The organism is Myroides odoratimimus, assembly GCF_004337635.1.
GTDB classification, from domain to species: Bacteria; Bacteroidota; Bacteroidia; order Flavobacteriales; family Flavobacteriaceae; genus Flavobacterium; species Flavobacterium odoratimimum.
On the sequence record NZ_CP037427.1, the window covers coordinates 2,745,776 to 2,765,805 of the forward strand.

At 32.2% G+C, this 20,030-nt stretch carries 20 protein-coding genes; 16 read left to right on the forward strand and 4 right to left on the reverse strand.

Annotation, left to right across the window (positions count from 1 at the left end; translation table 11 throughout):
• The first annotated feature begins 2 nt into the window (after positions 1 to 2).
• From E0Z07_RS12385 to E0Z07_RS12430, 10 genes are all read left to right on the forward strand, one after another.
• Entirely contained in the window at positions 3 to 848 is an 846-nt protein-coding gene (locus E0Z07_RS12385) for a GNAT family N-acetyltransferase (RefSeq protein WP_131540812.1), read from the forward strand.
• 19 nt (positions 849 to 867) lie between these two features.
• Positions 868 to 1,914: a S66 family peptidase gene (locus E0Z07_RS12390; protein WP_131540813.1), complete on the forward strand. Its 1,047-nt coding sequence runs from the start codon at positions 868 to 870 to the stop codon at positions 1,912 to 1,914.
• Positions 1,915 to 1,917: 3 nt separating this feature from the next.
• Complete coding sequence (locus E0Z07_RS12395; RefSeq protein ID WP_016649527.1) at positions 1,918 to 2,457, forward strand: YbaK/EbsC family protein; 540 nt, start codon at positions 1,918 to 1,920, stop codon at positions 2,455 to 2,457.
• Positions 2,458 to 2,459: 2 nt separating this feature from the next.
• Positions 2,460 to 3,182: a class I SAM-dependent methyltransferase gene (locus E0Z07_RS12400; protein WP_016649526.1), complete on the forward strand. Its 723-nt coding sequence runs from the start codon at positions 2,460 to 2,462 to the stop codon at positions 3,180 to 3,182.
• Between the two features lie 13 nt (positions 3,183 to 3,195).
• The gene (locus tag E0Z07_RS12405) at positions 3,196 to 3,594 is read left to right on the forward strand and encodes a cytidine deaminase family protein (RefSeq protein ID WP_006259096.1); all 399 of its coding nucleotides are present in this window, start codon (positions 3,196 to 3,198) and stop codon (positions 3,592 to 3,594) included.
• Between the two features lie 360 nt (positions 3,595 to 3,954).
• Positions 3,955 to 4,461, forward strand: coding sequence for a hypothetical protein (locus tag E0Z07_RS12410; protein WP_006261039.1), 507 nt, complete (start codon positions 3,955 to 3,957; stop codon positions 4,459 to 4,461).
• A 598-nt stretch (positions 4,462 to 5,059) separates the two neighbouring features.
• Positions 5,060 to 5,563, forward strand: coding sequence for a hypothetical protein (locus tag E0Z07_RS12415; protein WP_006261040.1), 504 nt, complete (start codon positions 5,060 to 5,062; stop codon positions 5,561 to 5,563).
• Positions 5,564 to 5,647: 84 nt separating this feature from the next.
• Complete coding sequence (locus tag E0Z07_RS12420; RefSeq protein WP_006261041.1) at positions 5,648 to 5,971, forward strand: hypothetical protein; 324 nt, start codon at positions 5,648 to 5,650, stop codon at positions 5,969 to 5,971.
• A 124-nt stretch (positions 5,972 to 6,095) separates the two neighbouring features.
• Positions 6,096 to 6,773 carry a hypothetical protein gene (locus E0Z07_RS12425; RefSeq protein ID WP_006265167.1) on the forward strand — a complete coding sequence of 226 codons (678 nt, stop codon included), beginning with the start codon at positions 6,096 to 6,098 and terminating at the stop codon, positions 6,771 to 6,773.
• Positions 6,774 to 6,853: 80 nt separating this feature from the next.
• Positions 6,854 to 8,077, forward strand: coding sequence for an IS256 family transposase (locus tag E0Z07_RS12430; protein WP_039851636.1), 1,224 nt, complete (start codon positions 6,854 to 6,856; stop codon positions 8,075 to 8,077).
• A 125-nt stretch (positions 8,078 to 8,202) separates the two neighbouring features.
• Here the strand turns inward: E0Z07_RS12430 and E0Z07_RS12435 are convergent, their stop codons facing one another.
• Entirely contained in the window at positions 8,203 to 8,790 is a 588-nt protein-coding gene (locus E0Z07_RS12435; RefSeq protein WP_006259091.1) for a hypothetical protein, read from the reverse strand.
• A gap of 670 nt (positions 8,791 to 9,460) precedes the next feature.
• Complete coding sequence (locus E0Z07_RS12440; protein ID WP_039329343.1) at positions 9,461 to 10,471, reverse strand: hypothetical protein; 1,011 nt, start codon at positions 10,469 to 10,471, stop codon at positions 9,461 to 9,463.
• A gap of 247 nt (positions 10,472 to 10,718) precedes the next feature.
• Here E0Z07_RS12440 and E0Z07_RS12445 point away from each other — a divergent pair, with 247 nt between their 5' ends.
• The 6 genes from E0Z07_RS12445 (at position 10,719) to E0Z07_RS12470 (ending at position 17,650) form a co-directional block, all read left to right on the forward strand.
• The gene (locus E0Z07_RS12445) at positions 10,719 to 12,464 is read left to right on the forward strand and encodes an MFS transporter (RefSeq protein ID WP_039329345.1); all 1,746 of its coding nucleotides are present in this window, start codon (positions 10,719 to 10,721) and stop codon (positions 12,462 to 12,464) included.
• Between the two features lie 180 nt (positions 12,465 to 12,644).
• A complete protein-coding gene (locus E0Z07_RS12450; protein WP_006259085.1) occupies positions 12,645 to 13,772 on the forward strand; it encodes a cysteine desulfurase family protein in 1,128 nt (375 codons plus the stop codon).
• Between the two features lie 166 nt (positions 13,773 to 13,938).
• A complete protein-coding gene (locus E0Z07_RS12455; protein ID WP_006259084.1) occupies positions 13,939 to 15,111 on the forward strand; it encodes an AIR synthase related protein in 1,173 nt (390 codons plus the stop codon).
• Between the two features lie 19 nt (positions 15,112 to 15,130).
• Positions 15,131 to 15,538 carry a Holliday junction resolvase RuvX gene (ruvX, locus tag E0Z07_RS12460; RefSeq protein ID WP_131540814.1) on the forward strand — a complete coding sequence of 136 codons (408 nt, stop codon included), beginning with the start codon at positions 15,131 to 15,133 and terminating at the stop codon, positions 15,536 to 15,538.
• 87 nt (positions 15,539 to 15,625) lie between these two features.
• Complete coding sequence (locus tag E0Z07_RS12465) at positions 15,626 to 17,122, forward strand: malate:quinone oxidoreductase (RefSeq protein WP_262711049.1); 1,497 nt, start codon at positions 15,626 to 15,628, stop codon at positions 17,120 to 17,122.
• A 183-nt stretch (positions 17,123 to 17,305) separates the two neighbouring features.
• Positions 17,306 to 17,650, forward strand: a complete 345-nt coding sequence (locus E0Z07_RS12470; RefSeq protein ID WP_233445972.1) for a hypothetical protein — start codon at positions 17,306 to 17,308, stop codon at positions 17,648 to 17,650.
• Between the two features lie 34 nt (positions 17,651 to 17,684).
• Here E0Z07_RS12470 and istB read toward each other — a convergent pair whose 3' ends face one another.
• Both istB and istA read right to left on the reverse strand, forming a co-directional pair.
• Positions 17,685 to 18,413 (reverse strand): IS21-like element helper ATPase IstB, encoded by a 729-nt coding sequence (istB, locus tag E0Z07_RS12475; RefSeq protein WP_006260682.1) that lies wholly within the window; start codon positions 18,411 to 18,413, stop codon positions 17,685 to 17,687.
• Between the two features lie 22 nt (positions 18,414 to 18,435).
• A complete protein-coding gene (gene istA, locus E0Z07_RS12480; RefSeq protein WP_233445958.1) occupies positions 18,436 to 19,995 on the reverse strand; it encodes an IS21 family transposase in 1,560 nt (519 codons plus the stop codon).
• Positions 19,996 to 20,030 lie beyond the last annotated feature (35 nt).

A 20,030-nucleotide genomic window follows, 5' to 3' on the forward strand; every position in this document is an offset into this window, starting at 1 on the left:
ATATGAAAATTAGAAGTCTTAGAGAAGTAAGTGTACGCGAGCTTACAGAAGTATTTAATGATTCATTTTCAGATTATATACTTCCCTTTCATTTGACAGAAGATAGCTTGGCATTTAAACTAAATAGTGAATTGGTTGACTTAGATTATTCTATCGGAGCATTTGATAAGGGGGAGTTAGTTGCTTTTATGCTAACAGGAGTGAAGAAAGAAGCTGAGCAAGTCTATTATTATAATGCTGGTACAGGAGTGAGACCTACATATAGGGGACAGCGTTTAGTCGCTCAGATGTATAGTTATGCTATTCCTATTTGGAAAGAAACGGGTAGTAGTGTAAATCTATCCCTTGAGGTAATAAAAGGAAACGATAAAGCTATTCGTGCTTATAAAGCTCAAGGATATAATATAAGTAGAGATTTATTGTGCTTCAAAGGACAACCACGTGAGGTGCACTATAAGACAGCTAATATTGTAATAGAAGATGTAGAGCAAGTATGTTGGAAAACAGTTCTTCCTTTTTGGGATATCCAACCAAGTTGGCAAAATTCAATAGCTGTATTAGAAAAAGCTAAGGAAGACATTCGGTATAAAGTAGCTAAAGTGAGAGGTAATATCGTAGGATATGTAGCCTATCATAAAAGCAGTGGTAAAATATATCAACTAGCGGTAGATAAAGCTTACCGAAATAAAGGAATAGCAAAAATTCTCGTGAATGATGTGGTTAATATTTTGGAAACCCCTATTCTGATTACTAATGTGGATGATAAAGGAGTGGATTTCATCTCGTTTTTAAAGAGAATAGGCTTAGAGCACTATATTACTCAACATGAGATGATCATGAAACTATAGGTGTTAATATTATAAGTATATGAGGACAAGATTAATAAAGCCAAAGAGATTAAAAAAAGGAGATACAGTTGCGACAATTTCTTTGTCATGGGGTGGGGCAGGTGAGTTACCACATCGTTATCAAGTAGGAAAAGCTCGACTGGAAAACATATTTGGACTTAAAGTTATAGAGACGTCACATGCTTTAGAATCAGCAGAGTGGATTTATAATCATCCAGAGGCAAGAGCTAAGGATCTAATGGATGCATTTAAAAACCCGAAAGTAAAAGCTATTATTACCAATATAGGGGGAGACGAGAGTATTCGATTATTAAAGTATATTGACTATGATGTAATTAGAAATAATCCAAAGATATTTCTAGGATTTTCAGATAGTACAGTAACGCATTTTATGTGCCTAAAAGCAGGGTTGAGCTCTTTCTATGGTACTTCGTTATTAGTGGGATTTGCAGAGAATGGGGAAATGCATGATTATCAGATACAAGATATCAAACGAACATTGTTTGAGATAGAACCAGTAGAACCAGTGTCTCCAAATACAGAAGGTTGGACTACAGAGTATTTAGATTGGTTTGATGTGAGCATACAAAACACTAAACGCAAGCTGAATCCATGTGAAGGGTGGCGCTATGTGAGAGGAGAAAAAAGCGTACAGGGTACTTTAATTGGAGGATGCATGGAAGTATTAGAAATAATAAAAGGAACGGAGCTTTGGCCAGAATTAGATGTGTGGAAGGGAAGTATATTGTTTTTAGAAACTTCTGAAGAAAAGACAGCTCCTCTTTATATAGAGCGTTGGTTAAGAGGGTATGCAGCAATGGGTATTTTACATTTAGTAAATGGAATTATATTAGGAAGACCTTATGACAATATGTACGCTGAAGAATATGAGCAAATATTGCTTAAAATACTTGATGAAGAAGGTCTAAGTACTCTCCCTGTGATAACACAGATGGACTTTGGTCATACGTGCCCAACGTTCACTTTGCCATATGGATGTGTAGCAGAGATAGATAGTATTAATAAGCGTTTCTCTATTCTAGAGAGTGCGGTAATAGATAGATAAAATATGTTTTATATCAGTGAAGTATCATTAGAACGGCCATCGCGATATCTTTCTAAATTACAAGAACAGACTTATGATACATTGTCTAAGCTTTCTATGGATTGGCAAAGAGTTGAAACAGAGGAGGCAATTACAATGGAAGATTGTTTGTTGATTAATGAGAGGCTAGATATGAATATGGTCAAAACACTTTTTTTGTGCAATAGACAGAGAACAGTGTTTTACCTATTCGTTACATTAGGAGACAAACCTTTTTGTAGTAAAGAGTTTAGTGAAGCTTTAAGCATCTCTAGGGTTTCGTTTGCACCAGCAGAGATGCTATACGAAAAGATGGAGACCAAGGTAGGAGCAGCATCTATATTTGGATTATTAAGAGAATCAGCTAGCGATATTCAATTAGTATTTGATCAAGATGTTTTGGATCAGCCTTTTTATGGTTGTAGTGATGGAACTACTACTCATTATTTGAAATTGTATACAACAGATATAATTAATAAGTTAGTTCCTTTCTTAAATAGAGATTTACTAACGATTAAACTATAATTATGGAAGATCAATTATATCAAAATGTAGATTTGGTTCAGTTTTACGACTATGATAACTTATGGGAGAATGAAGAGAGATATGTACAACTAGCAGATAAAGCTAAAACAGTTTTAGATCTAGGATGTGGAACAGGGCGATTAGCTACTGTCTTATCAGAAAGAGGAAAAGATGTAGTAGGAGTGGAGTATGCTCAAGCGATGCTAGAAAAGGCAAAGAAAAGAAGTTCAGAAGTAAAATGGGTTCAAGGAGATGCAAGAACTATTCGCTTAGAGCAGAAGTTTGATTTGATTATTTTATCAGGTCATGTATTTCAGGTTTTCTTGACGAAAGAGGATCGTTTGGCTGTTCTAGAAACAATCAAAGTACACTTAAATGAAGGAGGTAGATATATCTTTGATAGTCGGAATCCGTTAGTGAAAGATTGGTTAACGTGGACAAAAGAGGAGTCTATACGTCAATTTAAACATCCTTTGCATGGGCAAGTCACCGCGTGGAATACGTATGAAGGAGATGCAAGAGCATTGACTTATACGACTTATTATAGTATTGATAATACACAAGAGAATTTTAGTTCACAATCTACTATTGCTTTTCCTAGTTTTAATGAGATAGGACTATTAGTAGCTGATGCTGGACTAGGAATAGCAGAAGTATTTGGTGATTGGGAATTGAATAGATATAATGAGTATAGTGAGGAAATAATATGGTATGGATATGCCTAACAAAATGAATTAAATGGAAGCAAAGGAATTAAAGCAAATAGCCCATAAATATGCAAAATCAGTTGAATTAAATGATTTTGTTGCGTATGGAAGTGTTGCCGCTGCTATTGAGACTATAGACGGAAATGTATATACAGGTATTAGTATTGATACTGCTTGTTCTATGGGGTTCTGTGCAGAGCATGGGGCTATAGCAGATATGCTAAAGCATGGAGAAAATAGAATAAGACGGGTAGTAGCTATAACTGAGAAGGGAGAAGCTGTGCCTCCTTGCGGAAGATGTAGAGAGTTTATGACTCAATTAGCACAAGAAAATGAAAACGCGATCGTAGAAGTAGAAGATGATCACTATGTAACTTTAGGTTCTCTTATGCCTTATGATTGGAAAAAAGGAATGAATAGAAAATGGTAAGTGGATAGCTTACTATTCGATTATAAAAGACTTTAGTATGTACTAGAGTCTTTTTTTATGTCTTACTAGTACTTTGTTTGCGTTGAGGTAAGTTGTGTTTATTTCTATATTGTCTGTTTTATTATACGAATTGTAGATTGACTGTTTTTATATTCTAATAATTCGTTATTAAAGTAAGTTTATTTGGTGTAAAAATTACAATGTGTGATTTTTTAACAAATACACGAAATTGAAATTGTTAAATGTTAGTTATAAAACCTGTTTATTCACGTATTGTGAATTTATTTTGAGTTTTTATTTTGGATAATTCACAGATGTCGATATATATTTGTCAAAAATATAAATGTATTAATAGTCGAAATGAAAAAACAAACTCTATTTAGTCTCCTATTTTTAGGAATGTCTGCAGTTAGCCTTACTGCTTGTTCTTCTAGTGATGATATACAAATTACTGAAGAAGCACAAAATAATTCTAAAATGTTTGGTAAATGGGAACTTGTAGAAAAAGCAGAGTTAGATGTAGATGGTAGAATAGTAAAGGAGACTTTGGCAAGTGATTTAAATGTACCTGCTCAGACAGTAGATTATTATAAAGGAGGCATTACTATTCAAACAGATTATTCAAATCAAAAAGATAGTCAAGGGAATTATTACAATGAAAGGTCTCCTAGACAATGGATGTTAAGCGGAAACAAATTGTACTTAGGTATCAGTAAATCATTAGAGCAAAATGCTGAACAGATTTATGATATTCGAGTATTAAGTCAGGATCGATTAATTATTGAACGAAAGATAGATGTAAAAGATGGTAATCGTTATACTTCTAATGTAAGCAGTATTAAAATTATCTATAAAAAAGTAAACTAGTCTTTTATTACTCTTAAGCATTAGCACCTTACCGTAATTATTATAATGTGGGTAGTAAAAAGATTCTGTAAATAATAAGTAATATAACTTTAAAAAACAGTTGTCAAAACAAGAGTGGAGATAGCTGTTTTTTTTTGTTTTTTAGGTTATACAAGAAGAAGAAAGAAAAAAAGAACGTTTTGAGGCTATAGAATAAGTGATTTTTAAATACTGTATATATACTTTAAAGGTATATGTCTATTTTATTTATTACTGTTGATAGATGTGATATATCTAAACTAAATATGTTGTTTTATCTTAATTTAAGAAGTAAATAAATACTGTGTTTTTTAAAATAGAAATTTGTAATAACTATTTTTATTTTTTCTTTATTTAGTAAAATATTTTGTTTTTTGCGTAAATCTATGTTATTTTTTTAGCCTAAAGGAGGCTAAACCTTCTCAAGGTTTACTTTTTTTGGTTTATTATTTTTTATTCTTCTTAATAAATTGTTACAATTCATTGTTAATTATATATTCGATTTATTGTAGGGACTTTTGTCTTGCTTTTTGAATGTGTTGACCTTATAAATTTGCCAAAATTTACAAAGCAAACGATTATGCAACAAAAATTACTTTTATTATTTATTTCAATCACATTGTGTTTTAATTTTATTTCTTGTTCTAGTGATGATGTGCAGATTAGCCATCAAGGTAAAAATAAAGCACTATTAATAGGTAAGTGGAAATTAGAAAGTAAAAAATATTATGATAGATGGGGAGGCGCCATTGCAGGAGAAGTAGATAGTACTTGTTGTCCTCCACAGACACTAGAGTTTCATAGACATGAAATTATGATTCAAACTGATTTTTACAAAGAAAGTGAAGACACTGATATCATATGTGATGAGCGCTCTCCTTTTCAGTGGTTTATGATAGAGGATAAATTGTATTTAGGAGTAGGAAAAGAGGTGAATACAGATGATTATCAGGATTATGATATTCGTGTGTTGACAGATGAAATATTAGTATTGGAAAGAAGTATAAATGAATATGACAAAGAGCCATTCTACTCAAATGCTAAATTTGTTAGAATCACTTATAATAAAATACATAGCTATTAAGGTAGAATATTGACGTATATCTTTGGGGATTTTGTAGTATGGCATACTTTAGTAGTAAATTTAAGATTTGATAATTTATAATAAATGGATAGATTGATTGATGTACAGACTGTCTGTCATGGTCGGTATCAAATTTGGACTGCTTTAGTAGAAATGAGAATGTCACATTGGGTAAATACTTTTGTTATTAGAGATGCAATAACTCATGAAGCTGTATTAGATACTGGATCAAATACTTGGGATTTAGAAAACTATAGAGAAGAAAACAATCAGTTGATTTTGATTTTTAGGATATATCCAGAAGGAAATGTGTCCTACACCTTGACTGTTGATTTTGATCTCCAAAAAATTATTTATGAAGGACAATTATATGATTTTAATTCTTTAAATACTATTATAAGTAAATGAAAGAATAAATAGTTTTTAAATAAAATGGAACTTATTATAATTAACAGCTGTTTCACAATTAGGCAAGTGTATTTAGATAAGAAAATAGTATCTTTCAAGCTGTAAATAGAGAGTTAAACAATATATGGGACTACAGATAGGAGGTATAGTAATAGATAAAAATTATCAATCTGATTTGGAAGGGTTAGAAGTAATACTAAAAAGTAAGTTAGTACATGAAGAAGAAGTTACTTTTAAGAAGGCTACTGTTAGTGATAAGGAATCAGATATATTAGATATTTGTTTTTTAGAGGATGCTACTTTAGTTTTGGTATCGATAGGTATGGCTTCGCTAGTGTATAAAGCTTCTAAGCAGAAGGTGATGTCTTTCGTTATAGATGAGGAGATGATGTCGTTTAACCTTCATTATACAGAGAATGGTTTTTTGATTAGAACAGTGCTAGAAGTAGAAGGAGAGGTTGTAGAAAGTCTAGGTGAACCATTGGAATATGAAGAGGTAGAAGAAAGTAAAATAGAACTAATATATCATCTAATAGAGGATATAATAGGTGAATATTTGTGGGATATAGAACCTCAGGAAAGATGTATGCGTTTTGGGTTAAAAGAAGATAAGGTAGAAGACGAAATATTTGTTACGAGCTCTTCTATACCTACTTTTGAATTCGAAGATCTAGGGGATGAAGAATATTCTTGTGATGAAAACAAAGTGGTCAATATGAATGAAGAAATCACTAAAGTTAAAAGGCAAAAGAAGTCGTCAATTATAAAGCAAGTTATAAAAGGATTAGGATTAAAGAATTAATCCTAATTTGATTTAAATGAGGGTGTCCCGTGAACTGTGTCATTAAAAAAATTGTATAATAAAATATGTACATTAGTAAAATGAGCACAGAAAAGAAAGAATTTGATTTCGAGAGTTTTAAAGAACAGGCAATGGCTGATATTTATCAAGGAAAGAAAATGGGAGGTCCAGATGGTGTTTTTGGTCCCCTTTTAAAACATTTCCTTGAGACTATGTTAGAAAGTGAACTAGAGAATCATTTGGAAGAAGAAAAGGCTAAAGGGATTGCAAATCGTCGCAACGGCAAGACAACTAAAACTGTTCGAAGTATGCAGTCGGGTTCTATTGAATTAGAATCTAATCGCGATCGCAATGGAACCTTTGAACCTAAGGTGTTACCTAAACGTCAACTTATTATCACAGATCAATTAGAGGATAATGTAATTAGCCTATATGCTAAAGGCAGTAGTACTCGTGATATTGCGGGTTATATCATGGAAATGTATGGTATGGATATTTCAGCCACAGAAATATCGCGTATAACTGATAAAGTCATACCTGCAATGAAAGAGTGGCGTGATCGCCCTTTAGAAGCTATATACCCCTTTGTTTTCTTAGATTGTATGTTTTATAAAGTAAAAGAACAAGGTAGTGTTACATCTAAAGCAGTGTATAATATATTAGGGGTTAATCAAGAAGGAAAGAAAGAATTAATAGGAATTTATCTTGGAGATACTGAAGGATCTAAGTTTTGGCTTTCAGTATTAACTAATCTTAAGGCGCGTGGTGTCCAAGATATCATTGTAGCTTGTGTGGATGGTTTAAAAGGCTTTCCTGAAGCTATACAAGCTGTATTTCCTAAGACACAAGTACAACTTTGTATTGTTCATCAAATAAGAACCAGTCTGCGTTTTGTTCCTCATAAAGATAAGAAAGCAGTTGCTGCTGATCTTAAACCTATATATACTGCTGTAAGTGAAGAACAAGGCTATGAAAGGTTATTGCAGTTTGAAGAAAAATGGGCAAAGAATTATCCATTAGCCGCTAAAGGGTGGTTGGACAATTGGGAACATTTGTCAACTTATTTTGATTTTGACCCTCATATCAGAAAAGCAATATATACCACTAATGCTATTGAAGCTATGCATCGACAGGTAAGAAAAGTAACCAAGACTAAGGGAGCCTTTACTACTGAACAATCTCTTTTGAAATTAATGTTTTTAGCTATTACAGAGGTCTCTAAAAAATGGACTATGCCTATTCATAATTGGGGGTTGACAATGTCACAATTGTATATTAAATTTGGGGATAGATTACAACCGTAAAAAAAACTCCATTTCCTAGCTTTTGGGCTTAAGCCCAAAAGCTAGGAAATGGAGACTGACACAGTTTGTGTTACACTCCCATTTAAATATAAAAGGGAATCTACACGGTAGATTCCCTTTTATATTTATTCTTTTTTCTCAACTGGTTTGTTCTTGTTGATTTCATCTTGAAGTTGACGGCGTATTCTTTGTTCGCGTTCAAGAGAAGATTTTCTTAATTCTTCAAGTTCTTCTTCTGTCTCAGATAATTTTCTGTTTACTTCTCTGATTTCAGAAAAGCTTCTTTTAAAGCGATAGTATATTATTCCTAAAACAATAATTAGTATACCTATAATAGCCCATATAATCGTCAAGAAAGTTGATTTCTCTGAAGATATTCCTAAAACTTCAATATTCTTTGTAGTAGTTAATGAAGTTGAAAGAGAATCTCTAGTTATTTGTAACTGCGATGTTAAGCTTTCAACAGATTCTTTATGTTCTAAAGAAGCATCTTTATTATTAGCAATAGTTAGATGTAACTTAGTAAGAGAGTCATTTACATTTTTTTGTAATTGGTGCAATTTTTCTACCTCGACAATTTTAGACTTTTGCCAGTTTGTTGATTCGTTTAGTAAAGTATTAAATTGATTATCTATTGTATTTGTTCTTTCTTGTGCAAAGCTCGCCAAACTAATTGCAATTAAAGCAACAGTAAATGTGAATTTATTTCTCATCTATATTTTTTATTCTCGTATCTTCAGAGTGACACTTGTTAATATAATTTATTTAGCCCTTTCTTGTAAAATCTTCATTGTAGAAAATATCAAAACTAAAAAAGTGAATAGTACAATAACTTTTTACTCTTTGAATACTTTTAAAAATTATAGAAAGAATAAAGAACTATTATTTTATTTAAGACCTTTTTGGTTTTGTTTACATGTGCAATATATAAAATGTTTAGTATTATCTAAAATTGTTTTAAAATTCTAATAAAATTGAATGTAAATACTTCTAATGTTAGATATCAATATGCTTATTTGTATAAAAGTTGTGTTATATTGAATAAAATTGAAGATATTTAAAATATTTAAATTTTATTGTAGTAGCAATTTTTGAATTTTAGAGGGAATAAAAGTTAAAAAGTGCCATATAATTATGTAGTACAAAAATAAAAGTTAATCTTCTTTCTTTTTAAAGAAGCTTTAGAATCATTGTATTTGTTCCTATTTAGACTTTTAAATGGTTTTAATTTTAGCAATGCTATAGAGCTATTTAGTACCATTTTTTAGAACTTTGATGAATATTTATTTTTGTAATATTTATAAGAAAGGTTTAGTATTATTACTAATAATAAAAAAGTCGCTGTTAAAAACAGCGACTTTAAGTGTCCTAAATAGGATAGAATTATTTTTTATCTGTAACAATAGTTCCGAAAGGTAATGTCGGTTTTATGAATGTCCTATCTGTGTTACTTGCTTTTATGAATGTTAGGTTTCTTAGTGAGATCTCATGTAGTAATTTTGGTTCAGATCCATCTACAGGTTCAGTCCATCTAGATTTGATAACTATTTGCCCTTTAGGTGCAACCCAATATTCTTCTAATTTATTTGGGTTGTTAGTATTTGATCCAGGTATGTCTCCTTCGTACTCACATACTTGATTTAGATTAATACCTGTACGACTATATTGTTTTATACTAAGTAGTCTTTTATCGTTTAGTTCTATAATACTTTCAGCCGTAGCTTCTGTTGGAAGATCATCTTCAGTGATATTCAAGATAAGAGCTTCTTTGTCTTTTAAGTTATATAATGAGTTGTTACAATTAAAATTGTTTAGACCATTACCATTGTTATTATCAAACTTAAAAGCTAAAGTTCTATTTGCATAAGTTGTAGATCCAAAAGTCATCTGATCATATTTAATACTAGTGTCTCCTTGATTAAAATGTATATTTAATAAAGAAAACGTGTACTGATAAATTAGGTTGACGCTATTATCAGTTGCTGTTGTATTATTATTAACCTGTACTGTTCTATCTATGATGACTGTTCCACCTGGAGATGCAGGTATACTCTGAATGACAGAAGGAGTAGCTGGAGGAGGAAGGTTACATATAGATGTGCCTTCTACTTTATCAGTATACTTTCTATAATCTAAGCTAGTATCTGTTCCACTAATCTCTACTCTAGCTCTGTTGATAGTTTCATCTCTCATGATGTTATCAGCATCAATAACAAGTATTAGTGCTTCATCATTCTGAAGTTTGTAGAAAATCTTATCAGCTCCTGGTGTAGTACATCTCTGTACAGCAGTTACGTTGTTAAAATCAATGTCTTTATAAACTAGATTACCATCATCACAAGAGGTAAGTAAAAACATAAAAGATATACCTGTAAGGGTAAAAAACTTTTTCATCAGTCGTGAATATATTATTGTATACAGCAAAAATAGTTTTTTTATTGCTATAAAATAGTTTGCATGGGTATATTATAATTTTTTATTATTATTTCTGAGTCTTTTTTTACATTTTAGATGGTGTATTCAATGCTTATTAGGGATATAAAAGGAGTCAATAAAAAAAATGACTGTCTTTTTTATGCACAAATAGTATTTGTCTATATTTGAAAATGTTAATGTAATCGTAATAAACTCTTGTTATCACATGAATAATTCGACAGTAAAAACTAATTATCCTGCACTATATACTTTAGTTACGGTATTCTTCTTTTGGGGATTTTTTGGAGCAGGTAATAGTATTTTTATTCCATTTTGTAAAGCTTATTTCCACTTAGATCAATTTCAATCTCAATTAATTGATTTTGCTTTTTATACAGCATATTATTCAGGAGCTTTGATTTTGTTTATTTTAAGTACTATTAAGGGGAAGGATCTCGTAACAAGTTATGGTTATAAGAAATCAATTGTATTTGGTCTGCTGTTTTCAGCAATAGGGGCAGGATTAATGATTTGGGCAGTGAATGTAAATATTTATACTGCTTTGTTGATTGGGTTATTTGTAGTAGCTCTCGGTTTTTCGTTACAACAGATAGCGGCTAATCCTCTAGTGATTTCTGTAGGAGATCCTAAGACAGGGACGAGTAGAGTGAGCTTAGGGGGAGCGGTTAATTCACTGGGAGGAACTATAGGGCCATTGTTAATGGCGTTTGCTTTATTTGGAAGTACAGTCGCACTAACTGATGATCAAATACAACATCTGAGTCTGTCGAGTATGACAATGTTATATGCGGGAGTAGGAGCTCTTTTTGTAATTGCGGCAATGTTGTTTAGATTCTCAAAAAAAATACCTGATGGAGTGCGTATTGAGCCTATGGAACCAGCAAAGAAAGCAATAGGAACTTTAGTTACGATGACACTACTATTAATAATGATATATATTCCTGTATTTAATACCTATAGTCAATCAGCTAATGAACCAGTAGAATTATTGGTTAAAGAAAAGGAAGTTTTGAGCAATAAAGAAGTAGAGGCTTCTCAGTTAGTTGAAAAAGAGAAAGCAATCACTTTTTTAGATACTCAAATTGTTGAAATTAAAGAAGGGTTAGATAATAAACGAATTATGTTACTTTCGGCAGCTTTAGTGGTGATAGGAGGAAGTATTGGCTTTGCTTATCGAAGCAGTAGGAGAAATCAACAAGGTTGGGGAGCGATGCAATATCCACAGTTGCTTTTAGGGATGTTTGGTATTTTTGCATATGTTGGGGTAGAAGTAAGTATCGGAAGTAATTTAGGAGAGTTACTTAAGCTAGAAGAGTTTGGTAATCTCCAATCTTCTCAGATAACTCCTTATATATCGATGTATTGGGGAAGTTTGATGATTGGGAGATGGGCTGGTGCTGTGAGTGTATTTAATTTGTCTAAAGGGAAGCAATTATTAGCAATGATTGTTGTTCCATTTTTAGCTTATTTTGCTGTTCTTGGGGCTAATTATTTGGCAGGTAATGATGTAACACCTTTGTATTACTATTCTGTTTGTGTGGTTTTACAAATTGTATTAACGTATTGGGCAAAGAATAAATCAGCGAGAACATTAATGCTGTTTAGTCTTTTTGGATTATTAGCAATGTTAGTCGGGTTGTTCAGTACTGGTATGATTGCTATTTATGCTTTTTTAGCTGGAGGTTTGGCTTGTAGTGTATTATGGCCAGCTATCTTTAATATTGCTATTATTGGCTTAGGTAAATATACTGCTCAAGGGTCTTCTCTGTTAATCATGATGATATTAGGTGGGGGTATTATTCCTCCGATTCAAGGAAAAGTTGCAGATATACTAGGTATTCACCAATCATACATAGTTAGTTTATTGTGTTTTGCATATTTGTTAGCTTTTGGTATAGTGGCAAAAAAGGTGCTTTCTAAGCAAAATATACAGATAGATGATATTAATTAGATTGACTTTAGTAAGAGTTGTAATTACTAATACTTTTCACATATAGCGTGAAAAGATGTTAATTCTATTGTAGTAATAATATCAGTTTTTACTACATTTGCGATTACGTGACAATAAAAGACAAGACAAAACAACTCTTTTTTAGAAAGAGCATAACAATAACTTACCAACAAAAAGAAAATGAAACACGTTTATCTTGATAATGCTGCGACTACATCCGTACGTCCAGAAGTAATCGAAGAGATGGTTAATGTACTTAGAAATGATTATGGTAATCCATCTTCAACATATGCTATCGGTAGACACGCTAAAGCTTTAGTGGAGAATGCTAGAAAAGTAATTGCAAAGCAATTTAATGCAACTTCTTCTGAGATTATCTTTACATCTTGTGGAACTGAAGGTAATAACTGGATTTTGCGTTCTGCAATTCGTGATTTAGGAGTTAAAAGAATTATCACTTCTAAATTAGAGCACCACGCTGTATTAAATACTGTAAAACAATTAAGTGCTGAGTTCGGTACAGAATTAGTTTTCTTAGATATCCAACCTTCTAGTGAAATTGATTATAATCAATTAGAAGAATTATTAAAAGATGAATCTAAACTTACATTAGTAAGTTTAATGCATGTTAATAATGAAGTAGGGACAGAATTAGATTTAAAAAGAGTAGCTACGTTATGCGAAGCTCATCATGCATTATTTCACTGTGATACTGTGCAGTCTATAGGTAAAACTAAAATTGATTTGGCAGAGACACCGATAGACTTTATTGTAGCTAGTGCTCATAAATTTCACGGACCAAAGGGGATTGGATTTGCTTTTATCCGTAAGAAAAATGTGCTAAAACCTGTGATGTTTGGTGGAGAACAAGAGAAAGGGTTAAGAGCAGGTACTGAAGGAGTACATCAAGTAGTAGGTATGGCTAAAGCTTTGGAAATGGCTTATGATTTATTAGAAGAAGAAAGAGCTCATATCACTAGTATCAAAGAATATTGTAAAGAAAGATTAGTAGAGGTATTTCCAGAAGTATGTTTTAATGGAAATAATGTAGGGTTTTACAATATCTTAAATGTATTATTACCTCTATCTGAGGAGAAAGCAGCTATGATGTTGTTCCAGTTAGACATGAAAGGAATTGCAGTGTCTAGAGGAAGTGCATGTCAATCAGGAAGTCAAAAACCTTCTCATGTATTGTCACAATTCTTATGTTCAGAAGACTTAAAGAAACCAAGTTTAAGACTTTCTTTTGGTCATGAAAACACAAAAGAAGATATTGATGTTTTAATTGAAGTATTAAAAACAATCTAATCAGATTGTTGTTCAAATAGAATTTAAATCCACTCTCAGAGAGTGGATTTTTTGTTTTAAAAACTCACAGGCAGTAATCTTAACTAAAAAAAGAGAAAAGTTCACCAAAAATAAGATTGCTTTACATTAACATTAGCGCTAAATTTGCAGAAACAACACAACATTTATGAGTTCAAATAATAGATACGCACTACGCGGAGTTTCTGCTGAGAAAGAAGACGTTCATAATGCAATTAAGAACATTGATAAAGGATTATTTCCAAAGGCATTTTGTAAGATTATCCCAGATCATTTAACTGGGGATGAGGATTACTGTTTAATTATGCATGCTGATGGAGCGGGTACGAAGTCTTCTTTAGCTTATATGTATTGGAAAGAAACTGGAGATATTTCTGTATGGAAAGGAATTGCTCAAGATGCATTAATCATGAATATTGATGATTTATTGTGCGTAGGAGCGACAGATAATATTATGCTTTCTAGCACTATAGGGCGTAATAAAAATCTAGTTCCGGGAGAAGTTATTTCTGCTATTATCAATGGAACAGAGGAATTAATTAATGAATTGAAATCTTTTGGAGTAACAATTCACTCTACAGGAGGAGAGACTGCAGATGTAGGAGATTTAGTTCGTACGATTATTGTAGATTCTACTGTGACTGCACGTATGAAGAGAAGTGATGTTATTGATAATGCTAATATTCAAGCAGGTGATGTTATCGTAGGTTTAGAATCATTTGGACAAGCTACCTATGAAAAAGGGTATAATGGAGGTATGGGAAGTAATGGATTAACATCAGCTAGACATGATGTTTTTGATCATTCTTTAGCAGCAAAATATCCAGAGAGTTATGATTCATCTGTGCCTGAAGAATTAGTCTATTCAGGAAAAGTACATCTTACTGATGTAGTAGAGGGATCTCCTATAGACGCTGGTAAATTAGTATTGTCACCTACTCGTACTTATGCACCTATTATTAAGTCAATATTAAATAAATATAAATCAGATGATATTCATGGGATGATTCACTGTAGTGGAGGAGCACAGACAAAGATTCTTCACTTCGTGGATAAATTACATATCATCAAAGATAATATGTTTCCTGTTCCACCATTATTTAAGCTAATTCAAGAGCAATCTAACACAGATTGGAGAGAGATGTATCAAGTGTTTAACTCAGGTCATCGTATGGAATTATACGTAAGACCAGAAGTGGCAGCTGATATTATTGCTATCTCAGAATCTTTTAATGTAAAAGCTCAGATAGTTGGTAGAGTGGAAGCTTCAGAAGAGAAGAAACTAACAATCACTTCTGAATACGGAACATTTAAATACTAAAAAAAACATACAATATAAAATGGCAAGATTGCTTTCTATCGATTTCGGTAAAAAACGTACAGGTATAGCTGTAAGTGATGAACTTCAAATTATAGCCTCTGGATTAACTACAGTTGATACAGAGCAACTATTGCCATTTCTAAAAGATTATTTTTCTAAAGAGAAAGTGGAGAAGGTGATTATTGGAGAACCAAAACGCCTAAATAATGAACCTTCTGAAGTAGTACCTTTGTTGAATAGTTTTATTGAAAAGTTTAAGACGTCTTTTCCTGGTATGCCAGTTGAGAGAATAGACGAGAGATTTACTTCTAAGATGGCTTTTCAAACAATGATAGATAGTGGTCTTAAAAAGAAACAAAGACAGAATAAAGCGTTGATCGATGAGATAGCAGCGACTATAATTCTACAAGACTACATGAGAAGATAAATGTTTTTTAATTTTATGATTATTTAAGATTAGTTGTAGATAATTTCTCTTAAATAAAGATTAGTTTTGCATATAAATAAATCCGATATAATGTCAAGTATACAAAAATCAGAGGCTGATGTTGTTTTGGTAGGGGCAGGTATTATGAGTGCTACTCTTGGGGTCCTACTGAAAGAGCTGAAACCAAACTTAAAAATTGAGGTTATTGAGCGTCTCGACAGTGCGGCTGCCGAAAGTTCTGATGCAATGAATAATGCCGGAACTGGACACTCTGCGTTTTGTGAATTAAATTATACGCCTGAAAAAGCAGACGGTACAATAGATGCTTCTAAGGCAATCAATATTGTAGAGCAATTCGAAGTTTCTCGTCAATTTTGGTCTTATTTGGTAAATAAGGGGGTCCTTAAAAATCCAAGTAATTTTATCCATACTGTACCTCATATGAGCTTTGTGTGGGGAGAAGATAACGTAAACTATTTAAGAAAACGTTATAATGAACTTCAAAAATATCCATTATTCCAAGGAATGGAATTCTCTGATAATAAAGAGAAAATAAAAGAATGGGCTCCATTAATTATAGAGAACAGAAAAGAAAATGAAGTATGTGCTGCTACACATATGAATCTTGGAACAGATGTTAACTTTGGTGATCTTACTCGTCAGTTATTTGACCATCTAAAGAGTGAAGATGGAGTTAATATGACTTTTAATTGTGAGGTTAAAGATATCACAAAGACTGGTTCTGAATGGACTGTATCTGCAACAGATAGTAAAGGACAAAAAAAGGTAATCAAATCTAAATTTGTATTTGTTGGAGCAGGAGGTGGAGCGATTCTACTATTGCAAAAAGCAGATATTGCAGAAAGCAAAGGTTATGGAGGATTCCCTGTAGGAGGAGAATGGTTAGTATGTCGTAATCCTGAAGTTGTGAAAAAACACAAGGCTAAGGTATATGGTAAAGCATCTGTAGGAGCGCCACCGATGTCTGTACCTCACTTAGATACTAGGTTTATTGATGGAAAGCATTCATTACTTTTTGGACCTTACGCTGGTTTCTCTACTAAATTCTTAAAAAGAGGATCATATTGGGACTTAATTAAATCACTTGAATTTAATAATATTGGTCCAATGTTAGGAGCAGGTCTTCGCAATATGGATTTGACCAAATATTTGATAGAACAAGTATTACAGTCTTCAAAATCTCGTTATGCAGCATTAAGAGAATATTATCCAGATGCTAAAGAGGAAGATTGGAAATTAGAAAAAGCAGGACAACGTGTACAAGTTATCAAAAAAGATAAAGATGGAAAGGGAATCTTGCAGTTTGGTACTGAAGTAGTAAGTGCTGCTGATGGATCAATAGCAGCTTTATTAGGAGCTTCGCCAGGAGCATCTACCGCAACTCCAATTATGTTAAAGCTTTTATCACAATGTTTTAAAGAAGAGTTTAAGTCTGCTGAATGGCAAGCTAAATTTAAGGAAATGATTCCTACTTTTGGATTAAAGCTAAATGAACATCCTGAACTAGTAGCAAGTACTAGGGATAATACAAGTAAGACTTTGAAAATATATCCATATAATTAATAAAAAAGCACTCTATATAGAGTGCTTTTTTATTAATTATATGTTAGTATTATTTGTTTAGAGAAATAATATTTTAGTTATAAAGGCAAAGAATGTATATAACTATTATATTTACATACTTTGTCCTTTTAGTTATATAATTATTATTATCTGAATAAATGTTTAATATGCAGATGCTTAAAAATGACTTCTAAATCTCTTTATCTAATTCTTCCTTTCTGGGTATTAGTATTTGCTATATATGGTTGTGATAATTCAAAAAGGAATGATATTATAAATCATTCTATAAAGGAGTTTCTAAAAAACTATAATACTGATGCGGTAAATGACTTAATGCTAAAACAAGCTGATTCTATAGGAAAACTTGTTTTGTTATTGCCTAATTCCCGTGGTAATAGAGAGATAATAAAGGATTATATAAACAAAACTAAAGCTCATAAAAAGTATTGTGATCGGTTATATGTGTATATTCCGATGAAAGTGCACCACCATTCCGACAAAGTACACCAGTTAGACTACCTCTTATAAAAAATTCTGTACTTCACTGATATTATCAAATTTACTAATTTTTTCTTGTTCTTAGAGATTTTCCTTTTAAAGTTAATCGATGTGCAGAAGCTGTCAATCTGTCAAGTATTGCGTCTGCTAAAGTTGGCTCATCAATAAAGTTATACCAACTCTCTATTGGCAGTTGAGAGGTGATAATTGTGCAGCTCTTACCATATCGATCCTCGAGTATATCCAATAGTGTCAATCTAGCATCAGGGGTCAAAGGTTTGAGTCCAAAATCATCTAGTATTAATACGTGTTGATTAGAGATGAATTTTATCCATTTAAGATAAGTCCCGTCTAATCTTGTCTGTGCTAAGTTTTCAATGAACTTACTCATACTAAAATAAACTGTTCTATAACCTAACATACAAGCTGACCTACCGATAGCACAAGCAAGGAAGCTTTTACCACATCCAGTAGCCCCAGTAATGAGTATGTTTTCAGCTTTTTCTAAAAAAAGAGTATCAGAAAGTCTTAAAATTTGTTCTCTTGTCAGCCCACGTTCCTCATTGCATATGATCTGTTCAGGTAAAGCATTATAACGCAACTTACTTGCCTTTAAAAGCCTCTTGGTTTTAGTTTCTTCCCTATATTCTATTTCAGCCTGTGCCATATTAGCTAATAGTTCATGAATGTTTTGTTGCTCGTGAACCGGTAGTTGACAAGCCACTTGGTAACGATTAGCCATAGCTGTAAGTCGTAGATTTTTCAGTTGTTCTACTGTTTTGTCTGTGTTCATAATATTATATATTTAAAAGATTTTATTTATATGCGTCTGCTCCACGTAGGTTTTCGTGTTCAGGTATTTTCTTAAACTCTATTTCAGGGTCTTCTCTCATATCCATGTTATTATCAAGGATATTTTTTAATACGCTATAATTGAAGCGTGCTCCTTTTAGAGCTCTTGTGCAAGCTTTTTCAATACGTTGTGGATGAGATTTAGCTAAACGTAGGATACCTAAACAGATTTGATAAGTATGATCAACATTAGGTTTGCTATCTAAAACTTTTTGAAAATACAATGCTGTATTTGAACCATATTCAGAAGCTACTTTTAAATAGTGATTCGCATCCCAAGTCTGGCTTTCTAAGAACGCTTGATGATTATTTGGGCGATGGGAAAGCTCTGTAGTAAAGTGGTTCTTTGAATAATTTCTTATATGTGCTGCAATTCGTTCATTGCCAAAATAGATTTCAACATAGTCTGTACAGTAGATGATTCGCACTTGTTTGCCTATATAGCGATATGGAACACTATAGTAATGCCAATCTTCTCCCAGTACTACATGATAATTTTTTTGAACTTTCGCTTGAGTATAGTTTTTAGACACATAAGGAGTTAATGGTAGTGCTTGTAAAGTTTGTTTTTCTTGTGTTTCAAATAATTCTTGACGGCTAAAAGTTTTCTTTTGAAAATTTAGTGCATGATGGGATTTCAGTTTTTCAAGTATACTCTTATTCAACGATTTTAAAGAATAGAACTCTTCATTTCTGAGTTTAGCATAAACCCGTCTGTAGGTGATTTTAACCATATTCTCCACCGAAGCCTTATCTTTTGGTTGATAGGCTCTTGCAGCTAATAAGTTTATGTTGTTGTGATTAGCCCATTGTACGAGTGTTTCATTAAACTCTGGCTCATAGCGATTTCCCTTCTTAACCCACTGTTTCATATTATCAGATATAATGGATTTTGAAGTACCTCCGAAGCTAGCAAGTCCATTATTTAAGGCTTTTATTATCTGTGGTACAGTTGCATCTACAAGAGCTTCTACATAGGCTAATCCACTAAATGGCAGTATCATTACTAGTACAGGACAAGATATTATTTCTCCAGTAGATCTATCTATATAAGTTAGTTTGTCTCCCGCAAAATCTACTTCAATTAATTCCCCTGGCTCATGGTTAATGCTTAATGTAGCTCCTTTTACCTTTGAAAATTCACTCAGAATTTCACAAAAACGAGAGTATTTAAAGCCTTCAGGATTTTCTAGAATATATTCTTGCCATAACAAATATTTAGTAACACCTATTTTTTTTAATTCTATCAAAAAATAAGGATACAGAGATTCTAAATGAACTCTACGCTGATTATCTAAAATGGAGTCTTTTTCTATTAAAACTAAACATTGAGCTAAATCACTATCTTCCATAGCTATTAGCTCTGCTAATGAATATTTAGTTTGCTGTGCTAGATCTAAATAAGATGCTATAGTTCGACGATTTATACCTGTTTGCAGGGCTATATTTCTTTGAGAAATGCCTCTGTCTAAAAATAACAGTACTTGCTTTATTTTGTGCATAGGAAGAGTTTTATTAGCCATATTTAGAAGAATGTTAGGGTTAAAAACATATTCTA

Bases quoted from the DNA above. Each gene is read 5' to 3' on its own strand.
- E0Z07_RS12390 (WP_131540813.1), top strand. From the start codon at position 868: ATGAGGACAAGATTAATAAAGCCAAAGAGATTAAAAAAAGGAGATACA.
- istA (WP_233445958.1), bottom strand. From the start codon at position 19,995: ATGGCTAATAAAACTCTTCCTATGCACAAAATAAAGCAAGTACTGTTA.
- ruvX (WP_131540814.1), top strand. From the start codon at position 15,131: ATGGCAAGATTGCTTTCTATCGATTTCGGTAAAAAACGTACAGGTATA.
- E0Z07_RS12420 (WP_006261041.1), top strand. From the start codon at position 5,648: ATGGATAGATTGATTGATGTACAGACTGTCTGTCATGGTCGGTATCAA.
- E0Z07_RS12385 (WP_131540812.1), top strand. From the start codon at position 3: ATGAAAATTAGAAGTCTTAGAGAAGTAAGTGTACGCGAGCTTACAGAA.
- E0Z07_RS12445 (WP_039329345.1), top strand. From the start codon at position 10,719: ATGAATAATTCGACAGTAAAAACTAATTATCCTGCACTATATACTTTA.
- E0Z07_RS12435 (WP_006259091.1), bottom strand. From the start codon at position 8,790: ATGAGAAATAAATTCACATTTACTGTTGCTTTAATTGCAATTAGTTTG.
- E0Z07_RS12450 (WP_006259085.1), top strand. From the start codon at position 12,645: ATGAAACACGTTTATCTTGATAATGCTGCGACTACATCCGTACGTCCA.
- E0Z07_RS12425 (WP_006265167.1), top strand. From the start codon at position 6,096: ATGGGACTACAGATAGGAGGTATAGTAATAGATAAAAATTATCAATCT.
- E0Z07_RS12410 (WP_006261039.1), top strand. From the start codon at position 3,955: ATGAAAAAACAAACTCTATTTAGTCTCCTATTTTTAGGAATGTCTGCA.
- E0Z07_RS12430 (WP_039851636.1), top strand. From the start codon at position 6,854: ATGAGCACAGAAAAGAAAGAATTTGATTTCGAGAGTTTTAAAGAACAG.
- E0Z07_RS12400 (WP_016649526.1), top strand. From the start codon at position 2,460: ATGGAAGATCAATTATATCAAAATGTAGATTTGGTTCAGTTTTACGAC.
- E0Z07_RS12455 (WP_006259084.1), top strand. From the start codon at position 13,939: ATGAGTTCAAATAATAGATACGCACTACGCGGAGTTTCTGCTGAGAAA.
- E0Z07_RS12415 (WP_006261040.1), top strand. From the start codon at position 5,060: ATGCAACAAAAATTACTTTTATTATTTATTTCAATCACATTGTGTTTT.
- E0Z07_RS12395 (WP_016649527.1), top strand. From the start codon at position 1,918: ATGTTTTATATCAGTGAAGTATCATTAGAACGGCCATCGCGATATCTT.
- istB (WP_006260682.1), bottom strand. From the start codon at position 18,413: ATGAACACAGACAAAACAGTAGAACAACTGAAAAATCTACGACTTACA.
- E0Z07_RS12405 (WP_006259096.1), top strand. From the start codon at position 3,196: ATGGAAGCAAAGGAATTAAAGCAAATAGCCCATAAATATGCAAAATCA.
- E0Z07_RS12470 (WP_233445972.1), top strand. From the start codon at position 17,306: ATGACTTCTAAATCTCTTTATCTAATTCTTCCTTTCTGGGTATTAGTA.
- E0Z07_RS12440 (WP_039329343.1), bottom strand. From the start codon at position 10,471: ATGAAAAAGTTTTTTACCCTTACAGGTATATCTTTTATGTTTTTACTT.